12 protein-coding genes are annotated in these 18,663 nt (G+C 61.0%); 6 read left to right on the top strand and 6 right to left on the bottom strand.

Annotation, left to right across the window (positions count from 1 at the left end; translation table 11 throughout):
* Nucleotides 1-26 precede the first annotated feature (26 nt).
* Together IVA93_RS34915 and IVA93_RS34920 are read left to right on the top strand one after the other, a co-directional pair.
* Nucleotides 27-2,687: a PD-(D/E)XK nuclease family protein gene (locus tag IVA93_RS34915; RefSeq protein ID WP_247542914.1), complete on the top strand. Its 2,661-nt coding sequence runs from the start codon at nucleotides 27-29 to the stop codon at nucleotides 2,685-2,687.
* Complete coding sequence (locus IVA93_RS34920) at nucleotides 2,684-5,986, top strand: UvrD-helicase domain-containing protein (protein WP_247542913.1); 3,303 nt, start codon at nucleotides 2,684-2,686, stop codon at nucleotides 5,984-5,986. The genes IVA93_RS34915 and IVA93_RS34920 overlap by 4 nt, the downstream gene beginning before the upstream one ends.
* Nucleotides 5,987-6,057: 71 nt before the next feature.
* Here the strand turns inward: IVA93_RS34920 and IVA93_RS34925 are convergent, their stop codons facing one another.
* The 4 genes from IVA93_RS34925 to IVA93_RS34935 form a co-directional block, all read right to left on the bottom strand.
* Nucleotides 6,058-11,247, bottom strand: coding sequence for a DUF4011 domain-containing protein (locus IVA93_RS34925; RefSeq protein ID WP_247789546.1), 5,190 nt, complete (start codon nucleotides 11,245-11,247; stop codon nucleotides 6,058-6,060).
* A gap of 404 nt (nucleotides 11,248-11,651) precedes the next feature.
* Nucleotides 11,652-13,067, bottom strand: a complete 1,416-nt coding sequence (locus tag IVA93_RS34930; RefSeq protein ID WP_256469917.1) for a ThiF family adenylyltransferase — start codon at nucleotides 13,065-13,067, stop codon at nucleotides 11,652-11,654.
* A 439-nt stretch (nucleotides 13,068-13,506) separates the two neighbouring features.
* Nucleotides 13,507-13,944 carry a putative metal-binding protein gene (locus IVA93_RS41385; RefSeq protein ID WP_524536853.1) on the bottom strand — a complete coding sequence of 146 codons (438 nt, stop codon included), beginning with the start codon at nucleotides 13,942-13,944 and terminating at the stop codon, nucleotides 13,507-13,509.
* Entirely contained in the window at nucleotides 13,944-14,363 is a 420-nt protein-coding gene (locus IVA93_RS34935; RefSeq protein ID WP_247542886.1) for a hypothetical protein, read from the bottom strand. Before IVA93_RS34935 ends, IVA93_RS41385 begins: the two co-directional genes overlap by 1 nt.
* 166 nt (nucleotides 14,364-14,529) lie before the next feature.
* On the opposite strand from IVA93_RS34935, the gene IVA93_RS34940 reads away from it, so the two are divergent.
* Genes IVA93_RS34940 through IVA93_RS34955 form a run of 4 tightly spaced genes read left to right on the top strand, consistent with a single transcriptional unit; the run spans nucleotide 14,530 to nucleotide 16,778 of the window.
* Nucleotides 14,530-14,724: a ribbon-helix-helix domain-containing protein gene (locus IVA93_RS34940; protein WP_247542885.1), complete on the top strand. Its 195-nt coding sequence runs from the start codon at nucleotides 14,530-14,532 to the stop codon at nucleotides 14,722-14,724.
* The gene (locus IVA93_RS34945; RefSeq protein ID WP_247542884.1) at nucleotides 14,721-15,338 is read left to right on the top strand and encodes a GNAT family N-acetyltransferase; all 618 of its coding nucleotides are present in this window, start codon (nucleotides 14,721-14,723) and stop codon (nucleotides 15,336-15,338) included. Before IVA93_RS34940 ends, IVA93_RS34945 begins: the two co-directional genes overlap by 4 nt.
* 2 nt (nucleotides 15,339-15,340) lie before the next feature.
* Nucleotides 15,341-15,841: a helix-turn-helix domain-containing protein gene (locus tag IVA93_RS34950; protein WP_247456591.1), complete on the top strand. Its 501-nt coding sequence runs from the start codon at nucleotides 15,341-15,343 to the stop codon at nucleotides 15,839-15,841.
* A gap of 13 nt (nucleotides 15,842-15,854) precedes the next feature.
* On the top strand, nucleotides 15,855-16,778 hold the full coding sequence (locus tag IVA93_RS34955) for an ImmA/IrrE family metallo-endopeptidase (protein WP_247542883.1): 924 nt from the start codon (nucleotides 15,855-15,857) through the stop codon (nucleotides 16,776-16,778).
* Nucleotides 16,779-17,297: 519 nt separating this feature from the next.
* Here the strand turns inward: IVA93_RS34955 and IVA93_RS34960 are convergent.
* Nucleotides 17,298-18,074: an AbiU2 domain-containing protein gene (locus tag IVA93_RS34960; RefSeq protein ID WP_247542882.1), complete on the bottom strand. Its 777-nt coding sequence runs from the start codon at nucleotides 18,072-18,074 to the stop codon at nucleotides 17,298-17,300.
* Between the two features lie 18 nt (nucleotides 18,075-18,092).
* Nucleotides 18,093-18,656, bottom strand: coding sequence for a hypothetical protein (locus tag IVA93_RS34965; protein ID WP_247456595.1), 564 nt, complete (start codon nucleotides 18,654-18,656; stop codon nucleotides 18,093-18,095).
* Nucleotides 18,657-18,663 lie beyond the last annotated feature (7 nt).

Below are 18,663 nucleotides of genomic sequence, written 5' to 3' on the forward strand. Positions count from 1 at the left end.
TCTCGCTGCCGTGAAGGGATAGCGCCGTGACCATAGCGGGCCGGATCGAGTTGCGAACTGTCGTGGTGGACGGCTCGGTAGCGCCGGGGATGCGTCGCGCCCATGCCGCGCGTGCAAACGAATGTGGGATTCAGATCCTGAGCCTGCCGCAGCTCGCGGCGAGGCTTGCGGGCGGATTCACCATTCCCGTCACGGCCGAGCTGCTGGATCCGGCTGTCCGGCTCGCACTCGACGAAGGCGGCTTCGTCGAACTCGAGCCTGTTCGGCGGCTCCCCGGGACGTCCCGGGCGGTCGCACGCGCACTCCGCAAGCTCTGGGATGCCGACCTCGATCTTCATGGAAGAGCGGCCGGCGGCCGAATCCGCGAACTGACACTGATCGAGGAGCGGGTCAAGCGGTCGATGCCGAAGGCGGTGCTGACCACGCGGAACCTGCGCGATGCGGCGCTCCAACGGATCCGGTACGCCCCGAAGCTCGTCGGCACCGTGCGTCTCGAAGGGCTTTCCTTCCTTCAACCGGTCTGGCGCCCCCTGATCCAAGCTCTTGAGAACATCGTCCAAGTGGATTGGGTCGCTCCTCGGGATGCGGAAACCGAATGGTTCTCCGGGACCATCACCACTGTTGCGCCGCCCTCCCGGTCGGCGGAGGTGAGCGTGGTCTCCTGCGCCGATCCGCGCCACGAGGTGGTCGAAAGCCTCCGCTGGGCGCGACATCTGATCGCATCCGGCGCCGCGAAGCCCTGCGAAATCGCAATCGCGTCCACCGCGACCGCTCCTTGGGACGATCACTTCCTTGCGCTTGCAGCCGACGCCAGACTGCGGTTGCACTTCGCGCACGGTATTCCGGCCCTCGCCACAGTCGACGGCCAGCGCTGTGCCGCGTTAGCCGATCTACTGCTGCGCGGCCTGAGCCAGCGGCGCGTCCGTCGGCTGATGTCGCTGTCGGCCGGCCAGGGGCTCGGACTGGATCGACTGCCCATAGGGTGGCTGACGGCACTTCCCCGAGGCGCGGCCTTGTCCAGCGTGGAGGATTGGCGGCGGGCGCTCTCCGACGCGATTCTCAACGACAGTTCGCTCGATACGGCGTGCGCCGTGCTGCCGGTTCTCGAAACGCTCGCGCAAGGTCCCTCGGCTTCAGACAAGGCCGCCGAGCTGTTCCTGCGCGGGCGCTCGCTTCAGATTTGGGAAGCGTCGACCCGCTCGGCGCCGGCCGACGCGCTCGAACTCTCGCTTCGCAACGTCCGGCTCGCGGCGGAGACCGATGCCGCCGACTCGATCGTCTGGTGCACCGCGCGTGACCTGGCGGCCGCGCCCAGGGCACATGTACGGCTACTAGGTCTCACGAACAGAAGCTGGCCGAGAAACACCGGTGAGGATCCGGTCTTGCCGGGACACGTGCTTCCCGCGGACGAGTTCGATGCCGATCCCGTCGGTCGGGCGGACCGCAGGCACTTCAATGTGATACTCGGAGCCGCATCGGGCAGCGCGGTATTGTCTCGCAGCCGTCGCAGCACCCAAGGCAGCCGAGTAGGCCGAAGCCCATTGCTGCAAGGCCGTCCAGAGACCGCCCTGTCGCGCGCTCGCATCCCGGAACACGCATTCAGCGAGGCGGATCGGTTGATGGCCCGACCGGCAGACGGGACCGGCGTGGATAGGATCCGCGCTGCCCAGTCCTGTTGGCGCAACTGGCACGTCGAACAGCTTACGCCGCACGACGGGCAATTCGGCGCGGATCATCCGCTCGTCCTGGCGGCCATCGAGCGCGTACAATCGGCGACCTCGCTCCGCCGGCTCCTCCAGGACCCGTTGGGCTTCGTCTGGCGATACGGACTGGGCTGGGATGCGCCCGAACCGCGCGAGCAGCCGCTTTCGATTTCGGCGCTGGATTTCGGCAAGCTGGTTCACGAGCTGTTGCGCCGGACCGTGGACACGCTCGAGCCGAACCCTGGTTATGCGAAGGCATCCGACAGCGAGACCGAAGAGGCGCTCGCCGCCGCCGTTCGGTTCGTTCGCGAGACCTGGCCCCTCCAACGGCCCGTCCCTCCGAGACTGCTCTGGGGCAACACGGTCGATCTTGCAGCTTCCGTGGCTCTTGTTGCTCTGTTGCGAAAGGAGATTTCCGAAGCAGGGACGCGTAGCTGGACGGAGGTGCCGTTTGGACAGCCCGACGGATTTGTCGCAGACCGGGAATTGCCCTGGGACCCCACGAGGATGGTCGTCGTTCCGAATACGCCTGTGAGATTGCGCGGCACGATCGATCGTCTGGATTTGCGGCACGACCTCGCCGCGGTACGCGTCACGGATTACAAGACCGGCTCACCTCCGAAGAACCCGGGCCGAATCGTCATCGCCGGAGGCTCCGAACTGCAGCGAGCCCTGTACGGGCTTGCCTGCCGCCAACTGCTGGAGGGTGAACCGCAGATCGTGGCAAGGCTGCTCTATCTGGGCGGAGACCCCCTTGCGCTGAAGCTTCAGGATCTCGAGGGCGCGATCGATCAGATAAGCGCATTCATCAACGAAGCAGTCGCCCTGCTCAGGCTTGGCACTGCGATCCCCGGTCGTCTCGCCTTCGAACGCTCGAACGATCTGCGCTTGGCGCTGCCTGCCTCGCCCGGGTACGAGAGACGCAAGCGTCTCGCCTACGGTAACGTCGGCTCCGCCGTTTCGCGGTTTTGGAGCGCGCCATGACCACGATCGCGGACGGAGGCGAACGCTTCAGAGCACTGACGGAAATCGCTTCGACCCAGATCGTCGAAGCGGCGGCCGGCACGGGCAAGACATCTTTGTTGGCGGGGCGTGTCGTCATGCTTCTGGCCTCGGGTATTGATCCACGGTCCATTGCGGCAATCACGTTCACCGAGCTCGCAGCCGGCGAACTGCGCCAGCGCATTGCGGATTATCTCGAGTGTTTGATCGATGGCCGCGTGCCGGAGGAACTTCGCATCTGTCTGCCGAACGGACCGAGCGCGGCGCAAGGCACGGCTCTGCGCGCCGCAGCCGTACAATTCGACCAATTGGTGTGTTCGACCATCCACGGCTTCTGTCGCGACCTTCTGGCGACTTATTCGGTCGAAGCAGGGATCGACCCCGGCGCTGAGATTCTCGATGCGGACCAGGCGGATTTCGCCTTCGATTCCATATTCGATCAGTGGTGGCGCAATCGCCTAGATGGGACTTGTCCGGATGATGATCCGATCGCCTCGGTGGCGCGCAGGGATCCGAGGGGCGCCGAAGCGCTCCTGCGGAATTTCGCGAAGTTCCGTAGGCGCTACCGCACGGCCCGCCCGTTGCAACCGGATCTCGATCCGAACGCCGACCTGGATTTCACCGAGAGCGTCCGGGAGTTCAGACGCTGGTGCGATCATGTCGGCGCACCACGCGAGGCGGATCCGGAGGTGGCGGCACTTGAGACCATGGTTTCCCACTTCGAGCGACGCTTCGATCCCCTGCCTGGCTTCGAGCGTCTATGGGGCCTCGCGCACCCGCCTCCGCTGCCGATCATGCGCAAAGACTCGTTCGACCTGCGGGAATACCGGCGGCGGTCGATGTGGCGAAAAGCCATGGGCAGAGAGGCGGGCGATCGTCTCGCCGACCAGGCCGAGGAGCACTACGCGCGTTGCCGCGCGGCCTATAGCGCGTTGATGGGGCGCATTGCGACGGCCCTTATCAGCACCTTCTCGGCCGAACTGGACGGCGTCTTGGCGGATTACGAAGCATTCAAGAAGCGGGCGGCCGTGCTCGATTTCGACGATCTCCTGTTTACCTGCCGCGATGTCCTCCGCGCTTATCCGGGGGTGCGCCAGGCGGCCGCCGGACGGTTCGTCCGCATACTCGTGGATGAATTTCAGGACACGGACCCGGTGCAAGCGGAGGTGCTGTTTCTGCTCTGTGGTTCCGGAGACGATACGGAGGTTTGGCACAGGCGACGGCTGAATCCGGGCCAGCTTTTCCTCGTCGGCGACCCTAAGCAGGCCATCTATCGTTTCCGGGGCGCCGACCTTGCTACCTATCTTACGGTCCGGCGAGCGGTCGAGGAGCAGTTTCCGGACAGCATCCTCCGGGTCACTTCCAACTTTCGATCGCGTGGTCAGATCCTCGAGCACGTCAACCGCTGCTTCCAGGAGAGACTTTCCGCACAGGAAGCCGGCTATGTGGCCCTGCGAAGCACCCGACGCGAAGCCGAACACGGCTTCCCCTGCGTCGCAAAGGTGTCCATCCAGCTTCCGCCCGAAACGCGAGTCGACAGTTCGAGGGACGAAGAAGCGTCCGTGGTCGCCGAGGTCTGCGCTCGCCTGATCGGAAATCTCGAGCTGAAGTTGAACAACGGAGACACCCGACGCCTGACGCCGGGGGACATCGCGCTGCTGGCGCCGGTTTCGACGGATCTTTGGCGGTACGAAAGAGCCCTCGAAGAAGCGGGTCTACCGTTCGCGTCCCAGGCGGGCAAGAACCTGTTCCGAAGACAAGAGGCCCAGGATTTCGTGGCTCTGGTGCGCACGTTGGCCGATCCGCACGACACCCTGGCTCTGGGCGCGCTGCTTCGCGGGCCTCTGGTCGGCCTCACGGAGCAGGAATTACTGGACATCACGCACAGCTTGCCTTCGCTCGACGAGGAGGAGCGCCTTGCCAGACTCTCCCTACGTACCGATCCCGCTCTCGTAAAGAACGAGGTGGCACGTGAAGTGCTGACCGTTTTGCGGGATCTGCGACGGCGCGTGCACCGAACGACCCCGGCGCTCCTTCTGACGGAAGCCGTCGAGCGCCTTCGTGCGCGCGCGATCGTGACGGCACGGAGCGCCGATCAAGCCGTACGATCCCTTGCGAACATTGATGGGCTTCTGGAGCGCGCCCGGAGCTATGGCGTGCGCGGGTTGGCTCAGTTCGCCGCAGACATCGACGACGAATGGTCCAACGAATCCGGCCATCCGGAAGGCATGGTCGAGGCTGACGGCAACTCGATAGAGATAGTCACGGTGCATTCGTCCAAAGGTCTCGAATGGCCGGTCGTCATTCCGATCAACCGCGCGTCCATGCCGCGTCGGGCCGAAACCTTCGTCTATCGACGGAAGGACGAGAGCCTGCACTGGGCGCTCGGTCAGGTGGTACCGCCAACTCTGGAAGACGCCCTTCGGGCCGAGAACGTCGAAAAGCAGAACGAGAACCTGCGGCTGCTGTACGTTGCCTGCACCCGTGCGATGGAGATGCTGATTGTTCCTGAGTTTAGCTGGAGCAACGATGCATCATGGGCCAAGCTCATGGACTTGAAGTTGGGCGACGTACCCGAGCTGAACCTCGGTCGTATGCCCAGGACGAAAGTCGTCCCGCCGAGCTCGACGGAAAATCGGCAGACAGCCGAGGTATTTGCCGCCGAGCAATCGAGTGTGGAACAGGCTTCTCAGCCCATTCGTTGGATCCGACCGAGTGATGGAGATCCGGATGTAATCCCGCTCCAGATCTCGAACTCCTTCGGTGAAGAGCCTCTCCAGCCATCGGTTTCGATCGAAGGCGGGCGCACGCGTGGTGTCCTCCTCCACAAGCTGATGGAAGAGCTGGTGAGCGGGGAACTCGATGAAGCGATCGAGGCAATCGCGTCGAGGGCCAGGACTCTTGCCGAGCAGTTGGCGACGCAAGGCTCTTTCGGCAACCCATTGGATGCGGACGAACTCGCGGAGACGGCCCTGCAGACAATCCGACTTCCGGAAATCGAGCCGTTCCGGAAAACGCTCACTGCGGAAGTGCCGATCTACGGATCGGCTCCTGCGAGCGCAAACCGGTTGATTGGTGGACGAGCCGACGCGGTTGCGCAAACCACGGATGGCGGCAGGATCGTATTCGATTGGAAGAGCGACATAGCGCCGAAGGAAGCCGATCGGTCCGCCTACAGAGAGCAGTTAGGTCAATACCTGCACGTACTGGGCGCCCAGCGCGGTGCCATCGTCTACATGACCTTGGGTCGCGTCGATTGGATCTCGGCTTCTCGATCATAGCCGCTTCCATCGTTGAAGGCCGCTCCGAAGGCAATGCGGACAGATGACTACGAGTGTACGCGGTCCAGCTCCTAGACTCGAAGCCGCTCAATTTGCTGGATCAACCGATCAAACTCCCGTTCAGGGTCGCGGTACCAATCGGTCGACCAGACCCGATAGATCCGCCAGTTGAGGCCCTCAAGAACATCCTGCCGCAGACGATCGCGGTCCCGCGCCGACTTCGAGGAATGGTAGGTCGCACCATCGCACTCGACACCCAGGATGTAACTACCTGGCTTGTCGGGGTGCACTACTCCTATGTCGATCCGATACCCTGCCACGCCGACTTGAGGATGAGCTTCATAGCTCGCGGACTTCAGGCGCGACAGGAACCATCGCTCGAAATCACTGCCGGGCTCCTCTCCGGTGCCGCGTCCCGGCGTAAAGGTGCCGCGATCCGCATATTCGAGAAACTCCTTCAGAACTCGAACTCCGCGGCGATTTCCGTCCGCGACGATGCGACCGGGGTCGAGCGAAGTGAAGACCGTGAGTTTGCGTTTCGCTCGAGTGAACAGCACGTTGAGTCGCCGATGACCATACGCGCGGTTCAAAGGGCCGAAGTTCTGCCGAAAAACACCCTCGGCCGTGGGTCCGTAGACCGTCGAAATCAATATGACGTCGCGTTCGTCACCTTGCACGTTCTCCAGATTCTTGACGAAAAAGTCTTCCAGACTGTCGGCCCACTTCTCACGGTACGCTTGGACGTCCGGATCCGAAGTGGCTCGCTCGTCCATCAAGGTCTCGATGAGATCTCGCTGCGCCTGATTCATCGCGACGATGCCGATCGAGCGGTCGGCCCGCGTTCGCATCAGTTCCGCCGCCTCCTCTACGATTGCTCGGGCCTCCTTGGGATTCCGGCCCTGGCCGACCTCGTAGTCTCCATCGATCTTTCGGCACGAAACTCCGTAGTCCGGATCATCGAGCACCGGACTTGGATACACCAGAAGTCGGTCGCCGTAGAACTCGTGGTTCGAATATGCGATCAGGCTTTGGTGTCGCGAGCGATAGTGAACTTCCAGCATCCGCATCGGATGCCAGCAGCGACGACCAAGCTCTAGGATCGATTCTTCGGGAGCATCCTCGACCTTCTCGTCGCTCGGGTCATCCGACGCGCTGAAAAAGTCCGTGGGCGGCAATTGTTCGGGATCCCCCACGATCACGGCCTGCCTGCAACGCAGCATCGCACCCAGCGCGTCCTCGGGGCGCATCTGCGAGGCCTCGTCGATCACGAGTAGATCGAAGCTATGCCGGCCAGGCTCGAGATACTGCGCTACAGACATCGGGCTCATCATCACGCAGGGCGTGTACGCACGAATAGCGGGTCCTGCGTTTGAGAACAGTCGGCGCAGTGCGATCCGCGGTTGCTGCAGTCCGGTTTGGTGCGTCAACATTTCATTATCGGTGTAGTCGCGCGTCGAACCTGCGCGTCGACCCGGCGGAATCGACCGAGCGCGAAGCTGGGCCGCGACCATCTTGCGATTCAGTTGAAGTATCTCGCGATCCAGGTCCTGGAACCGCTTGCGCACCTGCTCGTGAGTGTTCCCGGCATGCCGCGTCAGGACGGGATGCTCCCTCATGAGCTTCTCCGCAGCCGAGCGATAGAATGCGGCTTCGACGGCGATGGCGACGCCCGAATAGCGAAGTCCTTCCGTCGGCCAGCAACGGATAAGGTCGCCCAAACCAAGGCTTGCGGCTTCGAGCTCCGTCGACAGCAATGCGATCTGCTTTTCGAGAGCATCGGGAGCCTGTGACGCTCGCCCGCACTTCTGCAATTGCGTCCGGATCGGCACAACTCTCCAAGGGGCGCCGCACCATTCCTCGGCTCGAATCTTGAGGAGTTCATCCGCCTCCCCGGCAGCCCGGTCGACGTCGGCGATCGCGGCCTTCAGATCATCCGCGGTGCGCTTCAAGCTGGACGATCGGCCGCCGTAGCCTTCCTGTAGGAGACAGCGTGTGACAGAAGCAGGGAGTTGCATCGACTGCACCCCTTCGACGAAGCGAGTTGTCGCTCGAACACGCCCGGCGCGCTCCAATTCAGATCCCGCGGTCATCGACGCGCAGGCGTTCGTGGCCATCACATCTGCGGCCATTTGCTGCCGGAGGACCTTGGCCTCTGTCTGCATCTGCAGGGCCTTCGGAAGAGAGGCCACTGGCTGGCTGGCCTGAATTCCGAACTTCTGACTGGTCGTGACGATCGAATCGAGGGCTGACGCGCGAGCCTCGTAGCGATCGGCCTCGGCGTTGATCGTGGATCGCGCAGCGAACGCTGTCTGGAACGCATCGACGAGATTCAAGCTGCCGGCGGCTTCCGCGAAGCGGACGAGCATCGCGAATTCGTCGGAGCCGCCTTCGAACGCCAGCCGGCGCAATTCTCGTGCACCTGACTCGCCGAGAGGAGTCACTTTTTGGACCGACCGCATCCATTCCGACACTTCTATAAGGCGGCCGAACGGGGTTTCAGCCCCTTTCCAGTGACGACCGGCAGCAACTTTTGCTTCGGCGCATTCCTCCAACCGCTGCAGCCGATCCTTCCACAGCGCCGCGGCGATCAGCCGTTTTGCGGCATCGACCGGAGGAAGCTTGGGTTCGTCCGGAAAGGTCTGGCGGCAGACGGAGCGCGCAGCCCGCCATTCTCCTCCGAAGATTTTGCCGAAGAATCCAGTAGAGCGAAACGTTCCTGCAGCCCGACGCAGTTCGGCCACGGATGGAATCGAGTCAGCAAGGCTCGTCGTGGCCTGCTCCGAGAAGCTTGCTTCGGCCGCCGCGGATTTGACCTCGCCGGCAAGCTCTTCGGCAAAACCCAGATCGTCGATCACCGCTTCCGCCGTGAGTGTCTGCGAGCGATAGCGAAGATTGTCCTGCCGGATCTTGGGAACGACGAGAAGGTAGCCCGCGGCCATCGCCTCTGACTTGACGTCAGAAGGCGCATTCGGATCACGGCTGGCCGCACTGAGCAGGTCCGCCATCAATCGAACCAGGGAACCAAGTCTGGCTGCGGATTGTCTCGCCGCTTCGAGAGCCTTCGATATCTCTTCGACCGACAGAGTGGCTACTTCGAGAGCCGTCGCCCGCTCGAGCAGCGGCCCGACGGCTTCACCGTTGGTTTCGAGCGCCTGCTTGGAGCAAATTCCGTCGACCTGCAGTTCGAGATCGTGGGCTCTTATGCAGCGATCGACCCAATCGTCGAGCGACTTGCGAGCCGATTCGCCGGTCGCGAGGGTGAGCAACTTCTCCTCGACGTCCGCTGGGGCTGTGGGCAGATCGGAAACGATCGTCGCGGCCGCGGAGGCGTCGGCCGGCGAATTTAGGCCTTCCCACGACGTCGCGCCGGCGAGTGCCTCGACGTGCTGTAGTAGTTGCCTCAGCGCGTCGCCCCAACCCGCCACGACTTCTACGGCCTTGGTGCGATCGAAGCGGTTCAGGTTGAGGTTGCCGACGCCCCGCCAAGGCTGATGCTCAGGCTCGGCGGCGGAGCCCATCCCTGTCGCCCAATCGTCCAAAGCCTTGCCTAGTCCTACGAGTTCGGCGAGCTTAAAGCGGTCGATGCCCAATGGCTCCGGAAATCGGAACTGTGTTGTCGGTCTTGGAGGTGCAGGCTCTTCACCGGCTCTGGTGAAATCGCCCCAAAGGACCTGATGCACGCTGAGGCCGGTAGTGCCGGCCGGGCTGTTGATCAGACTCGCATATTCGGTGAGACGCTGTCGTGCCTGGCGAAGAGCTTCGCGGGCGCTCTCGACCTCCTGGACGTTCGCGACGCCGCGCGGAGTTTCCATACGCTCGCGTATCGATTTGAGGACCGACGCCTTCGAAGCTTTTGCCGAGTGCACTTCAAGGCAATAGAGACCGAGGCCCATATGGTCGAGCCGATCCTTGACGACCTTCAGCGCGGCCATCTTTTCGGAGACGAACAAGACCGTCTTGCCGTGCCAAAGAGCGTTGGCGATGATGTTGGTGATCGCCTGCGACTTGCCAGTGCCTGGCGGCCCCTGAATGACGAGGTTCTTCCCGCTTGTGGCGTCGATTACGGCGCTGAGCTGCGAGGCGTCGGCATCGATGACCAACGCGGGGGCTTGGGACTCGAGCTCTGGCTGGTCGACGTCGTAGACTGCAGCGACGTTGTCGCCGTGCTCGCCGGCCACATCGCCGTAGACTTGCCCCAGCAATTCGTGAGTCTCTGGACGCGAGTCGGCCGGCCATCGAGCCGAGTCGAGATCGCTCCACATCGCCTGCCGGGCAAACGAAAAGAGCCCAACGGTCGCGAAGCGCCGAACCTTCCATCGAGGTTTGTTGGTGAGGCAGGCGGCTACGCCGGAAAGATAAGCTTCAATTCCGACCTCTGGATCGTATTCGGGCAGATCTATTGCGAAGCGCTTCAGCTTTTCGCGAAGCGCGACATTGCTCGCTTCGTCGTCGTCCCGCCCTGCGATGGAGTAGACGTACTCGCCGCTCGCGATGCGCTTCTCCATGTTGACTGGCAACAAGACGAGAGGCGCATAGGCTGGATCTGTCGAATCGTCCTGTTCGTACCATTCGAGGAAACCGACCGCGAAGTATAGCGCGCTTAGTCCGGCATCCTCCTGGAGCGCGCGCGCGGCACTGTGGATGCTGGCCAGCTTCGGCTCCAGGCGATCCGGGAAAAAGAGTGTCTGGAGAGTGTTGTCTGCATGGTGCTTTTGCGTGGAACGTTTGGACGGCGGCAGATCGTACGATGGGTCGATTCCGAGCTCCCGAGCTCTTGCTCGCGCATCGGTCGCGACCCGCCACTCCGGCATTCCGAGCTTCGCACGCACACGATCGCGGAGAGCTCTTTCGGCGACCTTGTCTTTCGCCCGGCGGCGGTTTCCTGCAGCGCGACGCGCATCTTCAGCGGCCAACCAGTCGGGATCGGTCTCCTTAGCCGTCTTCAGGGCGGCTCGGAAATCGTCGGTCTCCTCGTCCCGAGGAACCTGCTCTACGGGCGGTATCGGAATGACATCGAGGGACTTGCCTGAGGCCAAGGCTCCGATCAGTAGCGCCAAATCCTCGTCGACGATGCGAACGTGCTTTGCCGATGTCTCCGAATGACGAAAGTTCAGCATGGTATTACGCATGCTGAGGTCGATCAGCTTTTCTCGGGCTTTGCGGACGCCTTCTCGCACCAACTCGGCGATGCCGGAGGCAGCCTCACTGGACCTGGTCGGGCGAGAAAAGTTGTCGCCGTTAGTTGCCCCGAACGTCGTCATGAACCGGAACTGCCACCTGAACTGAGCCGCCAGGCACGCTATCTCGTTCCCCGTGAATTTGCCGACGCCGGCCCTTCACAACAAACTATGCCCCCTGATTTCGCTTGCATATTGCCTCGCGGACAACCGACTCGCAAGCAAAAGGAAACCCCTCTTTGGTTCAATGATGGCAACGCTGACGTCACCGCTCGACCCGGTCACCACCATTTCGGATACTGGGCAGGAGCGGCACATCGCATCGGGATCTCAGGAAAAGGGCGCGAACGCGCTCGCGGGAAGAACAGCCGCCGATCGCTCTCGATTCGACGCCACATTTGTTGCGTTTGGTTGGGGCAAAGCGTCGTCATCGGCAACGTGTCTGCGGACATGAAAAGGTCTTAGGCAGAAACCGCTTCATGGGCATGCTAGGCGCTAGTTGCGGCAGGCAAAGCTCCCCAAAGAGCGGCATTTACCGAGCTCAGAACGGGGTTGCTGCAGAATTCGCAACCCGTCTGAGGCGGTCGCAAGATGCGCCTGCGTCCGAGCGGAGGGTGCCAAGGGCTAACCCTCCAGTAGTTGAAGTCCAAACTATTGCGTCCGGATCCGGCTCTTCGTAGCACCTCAAGGGCAAGGAGTGTACCTGCCAAAACCGAGACGAACGCGAACGGCGCAACAACTCTGCGTCCCTCTAGAGTCCGCAGCGTCCCTTCACCGCAAAGTTGCTTGAACAGCGTATCGTAGGCGATTCCGATCAGCGCCGAAGCTTCGACGCCGTGAACCTTCGCAGCAATCTGATGAGCAGCGGAAGGGCTTATCCGTTCGGACTTCACATCATCGACGGACACACCAAAATGTTCCGCGATATGGTGCTCTCTTGTAAACTCTTCCTGATCTGCCTCATAGATGCAGCTTAAACACGCCCCCCGCGTCGGCTGCCGGTGGTGGTGGACGACTACCTCACGAATGTCGGTCGTAGAAGCATCGAAGACCTCTCCTGGAAACTCCATCTGGATCTTCCGTCTAGCCCGTCGGCTATCGACCGCGACCAGAAGTCGGGGCAACCAGGGACCATCCGACTTCTCTGGCAGATCCTGTAAACGATACGATCTGGGCGTCAGCTTCAGACCCGGAAATTCACCCTGCGCTAAACGTGCCAGACACTCGGCCTTCGAAAGGCCGATGTCGTCCTTACCGAACCAAATCTGACGGTTCAGATTTCCGGGGCTGACGTCGTCGTCGTCGACGATGTGCAGGATTCCGGTGAAGTTCAGGTGCCTCGCTGCCCAAAGGAAACCGTTCCCGATCGCGCCGGCGCCAGCAAGATAGGCTTGCCCCAGGGCAACGGACGCATCAAACGCCTCCGGATCGATTCCCAGTTGATCGAAGGATATCCGCTGCGGCAGTACAGCTTCGAACGGTAGCCGGGCTCCGAACACTGCCCGCATGGTCGCTGCTGCCGTGTAGCATGCAATCAGTAGGCAGAGAATCCGAGGAATGTCTGCACAGCGTTGCTGTTCGGGATCGTTTCCGATCACTGCTGCATCGGATCCGACATGAACCAACAAAGATGGCAGGCTGGTCTTGGCATCTACTCTGCCGATCAGCACTTCGAGAGCCGTATTTGGTTCTGCATGACCAAAGGTGACCGTCGCGATGGTCCGTACGAGGAGAGCAGCCAAATCGTCCGCTACAGCTGCAGCAGTAGCATCGGCGGGATCGAAGGTGATCATCACCCCGAATTGTAGCGCTTCGCTGGCAGACTCCAAATCGGTCCCAAGCGCTGCGGCAAGCATTGCCGCGTTCTCGCGCCTGGCCTCCGCTGTTAGACTATCCGTAGACATTCTTGCACCACTCCGCCGGACACTTCGTCCCACGTCGCCGTATCAGAGAACCTGTACACCTTGGTTTGCGTCAAAAAATTTTCGGGAAAAGTATCCCGGGCGAACCTCGGCACGACGAGAGACAAAGCCCCTCCATGCCGGACTATCGCCCAGGCGTCGTCCGCCCTCGAATGGAAGGCCTCCTGCGGGTGCGAATGGACCTGAGCCGCCACCATAAGCCTTTCCGAACGGAGTTTTGCCCGCAGCGTGTCCATTCCCGCGACGGTAATCTGGAACCGGTCGGCCTTAGCGAGTTGATGAGGCCGATAACACTCGACGACGTTCGTGCCCTCACGACCGGGACGACCCAACCACAAGACGACGCACTCGCTGTTCTGCTCTCCGGCGGCCCGCAGAAATGACAGCGTTGCTTGAACCACCTGGTCTGAACAATGGATCATCAACCTGCCCCCTTGAGCCAAGCGTTCCAGATTTGAGTTATGATACCGCCAATCGTGAAGCTCGAGCCTCCGCGACATCCATCCCAAAGATCCGTCACATGACTGGGATGCGTATGGTACTCGCGAGATCCACGCATGCAGACGAAGGGCAAGTTCGTGAGGTGGTGCGGCCCGGCGTGAAAGACGCCTGTCGGATTTGGCGACAAAACCCGCAGCGGCTCGCCCGAAGGCGTCTCCAGACGAATGGAAGGGGGAAGTTCGTTCCAATTGTCGCAAGTCAACGTCAGCCGGAGAGGTGTCCTGCCGCTGGCGTTGAAGGAGCAGTTGATGACCGGGAAGTCGATGCGATGCATCGTCCACCCCCGTCGCGCGCACAATGCGGGGCCGAGATGTTTTGTTTCCTCCTCGAACAGCGCTTGTACGGCGGCGGGATGCATTAGCCACCGCCTCCTTCGCTCGGACCCCAATCGATCTCGGCCTTACCGCTAAGGCCGTTTTCGACGTAGCTTTTTGAGGGATCGAGCGTCCGCTTCCCCGCGGGCGTGATCACGCTCACGATCCAGCCGGTGACGTCCTTGATGTTCAATTCCTTCTTCGCCTTGTCCAACTCGTGCTGGATGGGCTGGTTTTCAGGAACCGAATTGAACCCTTCGGCGGGATAGAAGCCGGCCGTGGTCGAGATCGAGACCTCGACGTGGTTCTTCTTGGCTTTGTCGATCTCTTCCTCTGCCTGTGCCAATTCGCTGCGCGCCTTAGCCATTTCCTTTTCGGCCTCGGCGTAATGAGCCTCTGCCCGTTCAAGGTCCGCGTGGGCCTTGGCGAGATCGTGCTCAGCCTTTTCCAAATCGTCGCTCATGATCCTCCTCCATGCCGGGAACCATCCTTGATCACCAGATAATACATATTTTCTATGTAGTCAACGGCCAATTAGAATGCAAAAAAAATTGACTTTATAGCCGAACAATACATAATGCGACCTAGCAACGAGCAAATTCGTAGGTTTAGCCATGGATCGCCGGCAAATGACGCTCGTCTTGAGCGACAAGGAGATGGAAGTTCTCGATGAACTTTCGCAGCGGCGCGGCATGTCGAAGACCGCCCTGCTGCGCCAGGCCCTCCGCCTGTATCAATCGGTCACCGATCGGATCGAGCGCGGAGAGAAGGTTTTCGTGGAGCATCCGACCACGAAAGATAAGGCAGAGCTTGTCGTGCTATGAAAAGGCTTCTCGGCGCCGCCGTTCTGTTGAATAGGCACACCGGCGAAATCGAGCCTGCACAGATATTCTCGGGGTGCGACGAGGCAAACCGTCGACATTACGAAGAGGTGTGGAAGCCGGAGCTGCTGCGACGCAGCGCCGATTTCACGAACTGGGATGAATCCGCAACAGGCAACGCACAGGACTCTCACTGGGGATGGGATGAGATCATGACATCGAGCCTTTCCTATGAGAGTTTTGTCATCGAATGCGGCGGCGTGATGCAAGGCTTGATGAACGTCAACGTTGCTACCAAGTTCGCGAGGCTCCCGCCGCACAACGGACGTGAGCTCGCTTATATCGACCGTGTTGCGACCGCGCCCTGGAACAGGCACAAATTCACCGAGACACCGAAATACAAGGGTGTAGGTCGCGCGCTCTTCGCCACCAGTGTTAGCTTGAGCTTCGAACTCGAGTTTCGCGGCAGGATCGGCCTGCATGCGCTCGAACAATCGGAGACCTGGTATCAGGAGTTAGGTCTTACCGACTGTGGCTTCGACGAAGCAGAGGGAATGCGCTACTTCGAGATGACGGAAGAACAAGCGATCGAATTCCTCAAAGGAGCGGAGGTTTGATCATGAAACTTCTGTTTTCGACGCAATGGCTTGAGCAGAAGATCAAGTCGGATCTGGATATCGAGACGGATGCCGGGAGGCCACTTGAGCGGAATGCAGTGGCGGACGACCTGACAAGCGGAAAGTCATCCATCGTCGCACCGCGTACCGCTCTTCAATTGAGAATTGCGTTAGGGGCGCTCGTTCGCCAATTGCGCATGCGGGATCGCCTGACGTTACCTGAATTGGCCGTGAAGGCTGATGTCTCGGAAGAAGAGCTCCGACAGGTCGAAACCAATCCAAGCTACACGGCGCGCCCTCGTCTTCTCCACAATCTCTCCAATTTTTTTGGAGTCTCGCTGAACAATCTTTCTCAGATGTCCGGCGCGACGGTCGCAATAGATCGAAAACTGTACAATACGGCGGTCCAGTTCGCGGCTCACTCGGACGATGTTTCCAATCTCTCGCAAGAACAATTGGAAGTGTTGGAAGCATTCGTCGGGGCGTTAAACGAATTGGCATAGGTGAGTGCGAGTGATGATCGAGGCCGAGGTCGGAGAATACGAAAGGCGCGAGATCGATGCTCAGGTCAACCGCATCTTACGGGACTTGGGAAATCCGGAACCGCCCGTACGTCTCCCGGAAGTGCGAAAGCTCCTCAAGCTCGATCTTCGCTACTACAAGAGTACTGATCCCGGATTTCTCGATGAAATCACTCACCGCTTCAAGCTATTCGCCAGAAAGACCATCCCCGACGTAGGCAGAATACTGAGCGACGCATTGACCCAGTCAAAGTTGACGGCGTTTTGGGTGCCGTCATCTATGCGTATTCTTCTGGACGAGACCGTACCGGAACCAAAGCACCGCTGGATCGAGAGCCACGAAATCAGTCATAGCGTCATCGGGTGGCACAAGGACTTCTTGCTGGGTGACAACAGGGTCACCCTCGATCCGACCTGTCACGCTACAATCGAGGCAGAAGCCAACTATGGCGCGGGTCGGCTGCTCTTCATGTCCGATCGGTTCACCGCGGAGGCTCGCGACTTGCCGCCGACATTCGACTCGGTCAAGAAACTTGCCAAACGGTATGAGAACTCAATCGTGTCGACGTTCTGGCGCTTGATCGAGAGCCGAGATCCCGAGCATGCCGCGTTCGGTGTCGTCAGTTCACATCCCAAATTCCCGACGATCGGCGCTCACGACGGGCCGTTGGCATGGCGCTACTTCATCAGGTCTCCGGCCTTCAAGGGCAAGTTTTCCAATTTAGGTCCGGAGATGGCATATGCTCTCGTCAAAGCGCACGCGACCAATCGAACGAAGGGGCCCGTCTTCGACGTCACCGACATTCTTATAGATGACACCGGCGAGAACTGGGAGTTTCGAATCGAGTGCTTCTCGACGACGCGGGCGGTATTGACGTTGGGCCTCGCATCGAAGAAGAAGGCCTCCGTATTTGCGTAGCTGACTTTATTGAAGCCGGCCGGGAGCGCTAAGATTTCACGCTGGGTAAATGAGACAATCTATTTCTTTCGTTCGATCCTGCCCCGCCGGCGGCGAGGGACTCGCCGCATTGCAATACGACGGCAGGTCGATGGCGCCGACCGGCCTCGGCGTGGTGCTTGGTGTCCGTGCCACCCATCCACAAGAGAGCGCTTTAAAGCTACGATGGCCTGCACGTCAGGGCACGTTCTGACGCTACGAGGACACAGCGTGGATTCCGAGGGGAACGTTTTTCCAAGCGTGGTTTGTCCCGAACCCGGGTGTCGCTTCCACGCATTCGTCCGACTTGAGAACTGGACTTTCGGAAGCGTCGGATAGCCTTTTGAACGCATTTCCGTCCGCGATATTCCTCCCCATCGCCTGCGTCCGGTCTGCGCGAGAAGTTGAAAACGCTCCGACCTATCCAAACCGATGGGGCGATGGCGGCTCTTCCTTATGTCCTGTTCTGTACCAAGCTTGCCGCAAGGCGATCTGGCATCTCTAGCCGAGCATCGACAACAAGACGTCCTGGGCCTCGCGGTGCGCCTTCTCCCCTGGGTGATACCGGCGCGCAGGCCTGGGATCTGGCGGGAGCACGAATGTGACGTCCGACAGCGGTAGCGGATTGCGACCATTGAGGTGAAGCTCCCGGAGCGCCTCGTGCAACGCGTGCAGGAATCCAAACATCCTCTTCATCTCCTCGATGTTGGTCCTCGCCAGCAGGGCATCGAGAACTTCAGCGGCGCCCTTGTTGTGCGCGAGGTGATGGCGGATCTCGCCGTACACCGGTGCGTAGATCTTGCGCCATGCGTCAACCTCCTTGCGGAGCTGGCGGACGTCGGCGGCAGTAATCTCGCGCTTTTCCTTCACGTAGTCGGCGGCCTGCTCCAGCGTGATGAATGCCTCCTTGCGACGCCGGAGGGCATCCAGCCCGAGCGTCTCCAAGCTCCGGGCCGTCATCGCGAGAAGCCGGTCTAGATTGTGCGCAGAGTCCTGATCGAAGATGCGGCCCAGGCCGATTAGGCTTGAAACCAACATCGCATGGTGGGCGGTCCGCCAGAACATGGCGTTGCGGTTGACAGCGGCATGCACCTCCGGGCGGCGGGCTATGAGATCGAGCACACCGAGATAGGCGAAGAATGTCTGTTGTGCCGACTCCTCGTCCTTGCGAAAGATCTCGATCTCCGCGTTGATGTCGCCGGGCGGCGGCGACACGTACGTCCTCTTCTTAGGCACGTTCGGCGCGCACCAACGCAAGCCGGTCTTCGCGCAGATCAACGCGAGCCACGGCCTCATTCATATCTGCCCAAGCGGCTTCTGTGGCTGACCGAGCACCTGCATCCAGGCATCGTAGCTGTTGTGGAGGATCCAGCGCAGCCCGTACTTGCTACCGTCCTTGGTCTGCACGGTGACCTCCTCCGCGCCGCCGTACTTCTGCTCGCCGTAACGCATTTCGCCGTAGCCGTTGCCGATTGAGACGATGGCGCTCGCACTCTCGACGTTCGAACTCGGGCGATCCACTGTGACGTGCTTGAGCGCGTCGGGCGCGTCCCGCAGCAGATCGGTGTCCTGCACGGCAGTCGTGCCGCGAGCGAACACGCAGACCGATCGGATCGCGGCCCGGGCGGCGGTCAAGTCAGCGAAGGTCGCACCCGGTGCCGGGTTGTTCACCACGAGGTCGGCCAAGTGGTGCAGCTCGATCGCGGCCGTCCGGACCTTTCGGATCATTTCGAGCCGCGCATTGGCGATCGCCTGGGCATCGCCCTTAGCATTGGCAGCATCGAGCGCCTGCTCGGCAGCGAAATAATCGCGGATCGCTGGCCGGATGATGTTGTCGAGGTGATCCAAGATGGTCTGCATGAAAACG

This window comes from Bradyrhizobium sp. 155 (genome assembly GCF_023101105.1).
Taxonomy (GTDB): domain Bacteria; phylum Pseudomonadota; class Alphaproteobacteria; order Rhizobiales; family Xanthobacteraceae; genus Bradyrhizobium; species Bradyrhizobium canariense_D.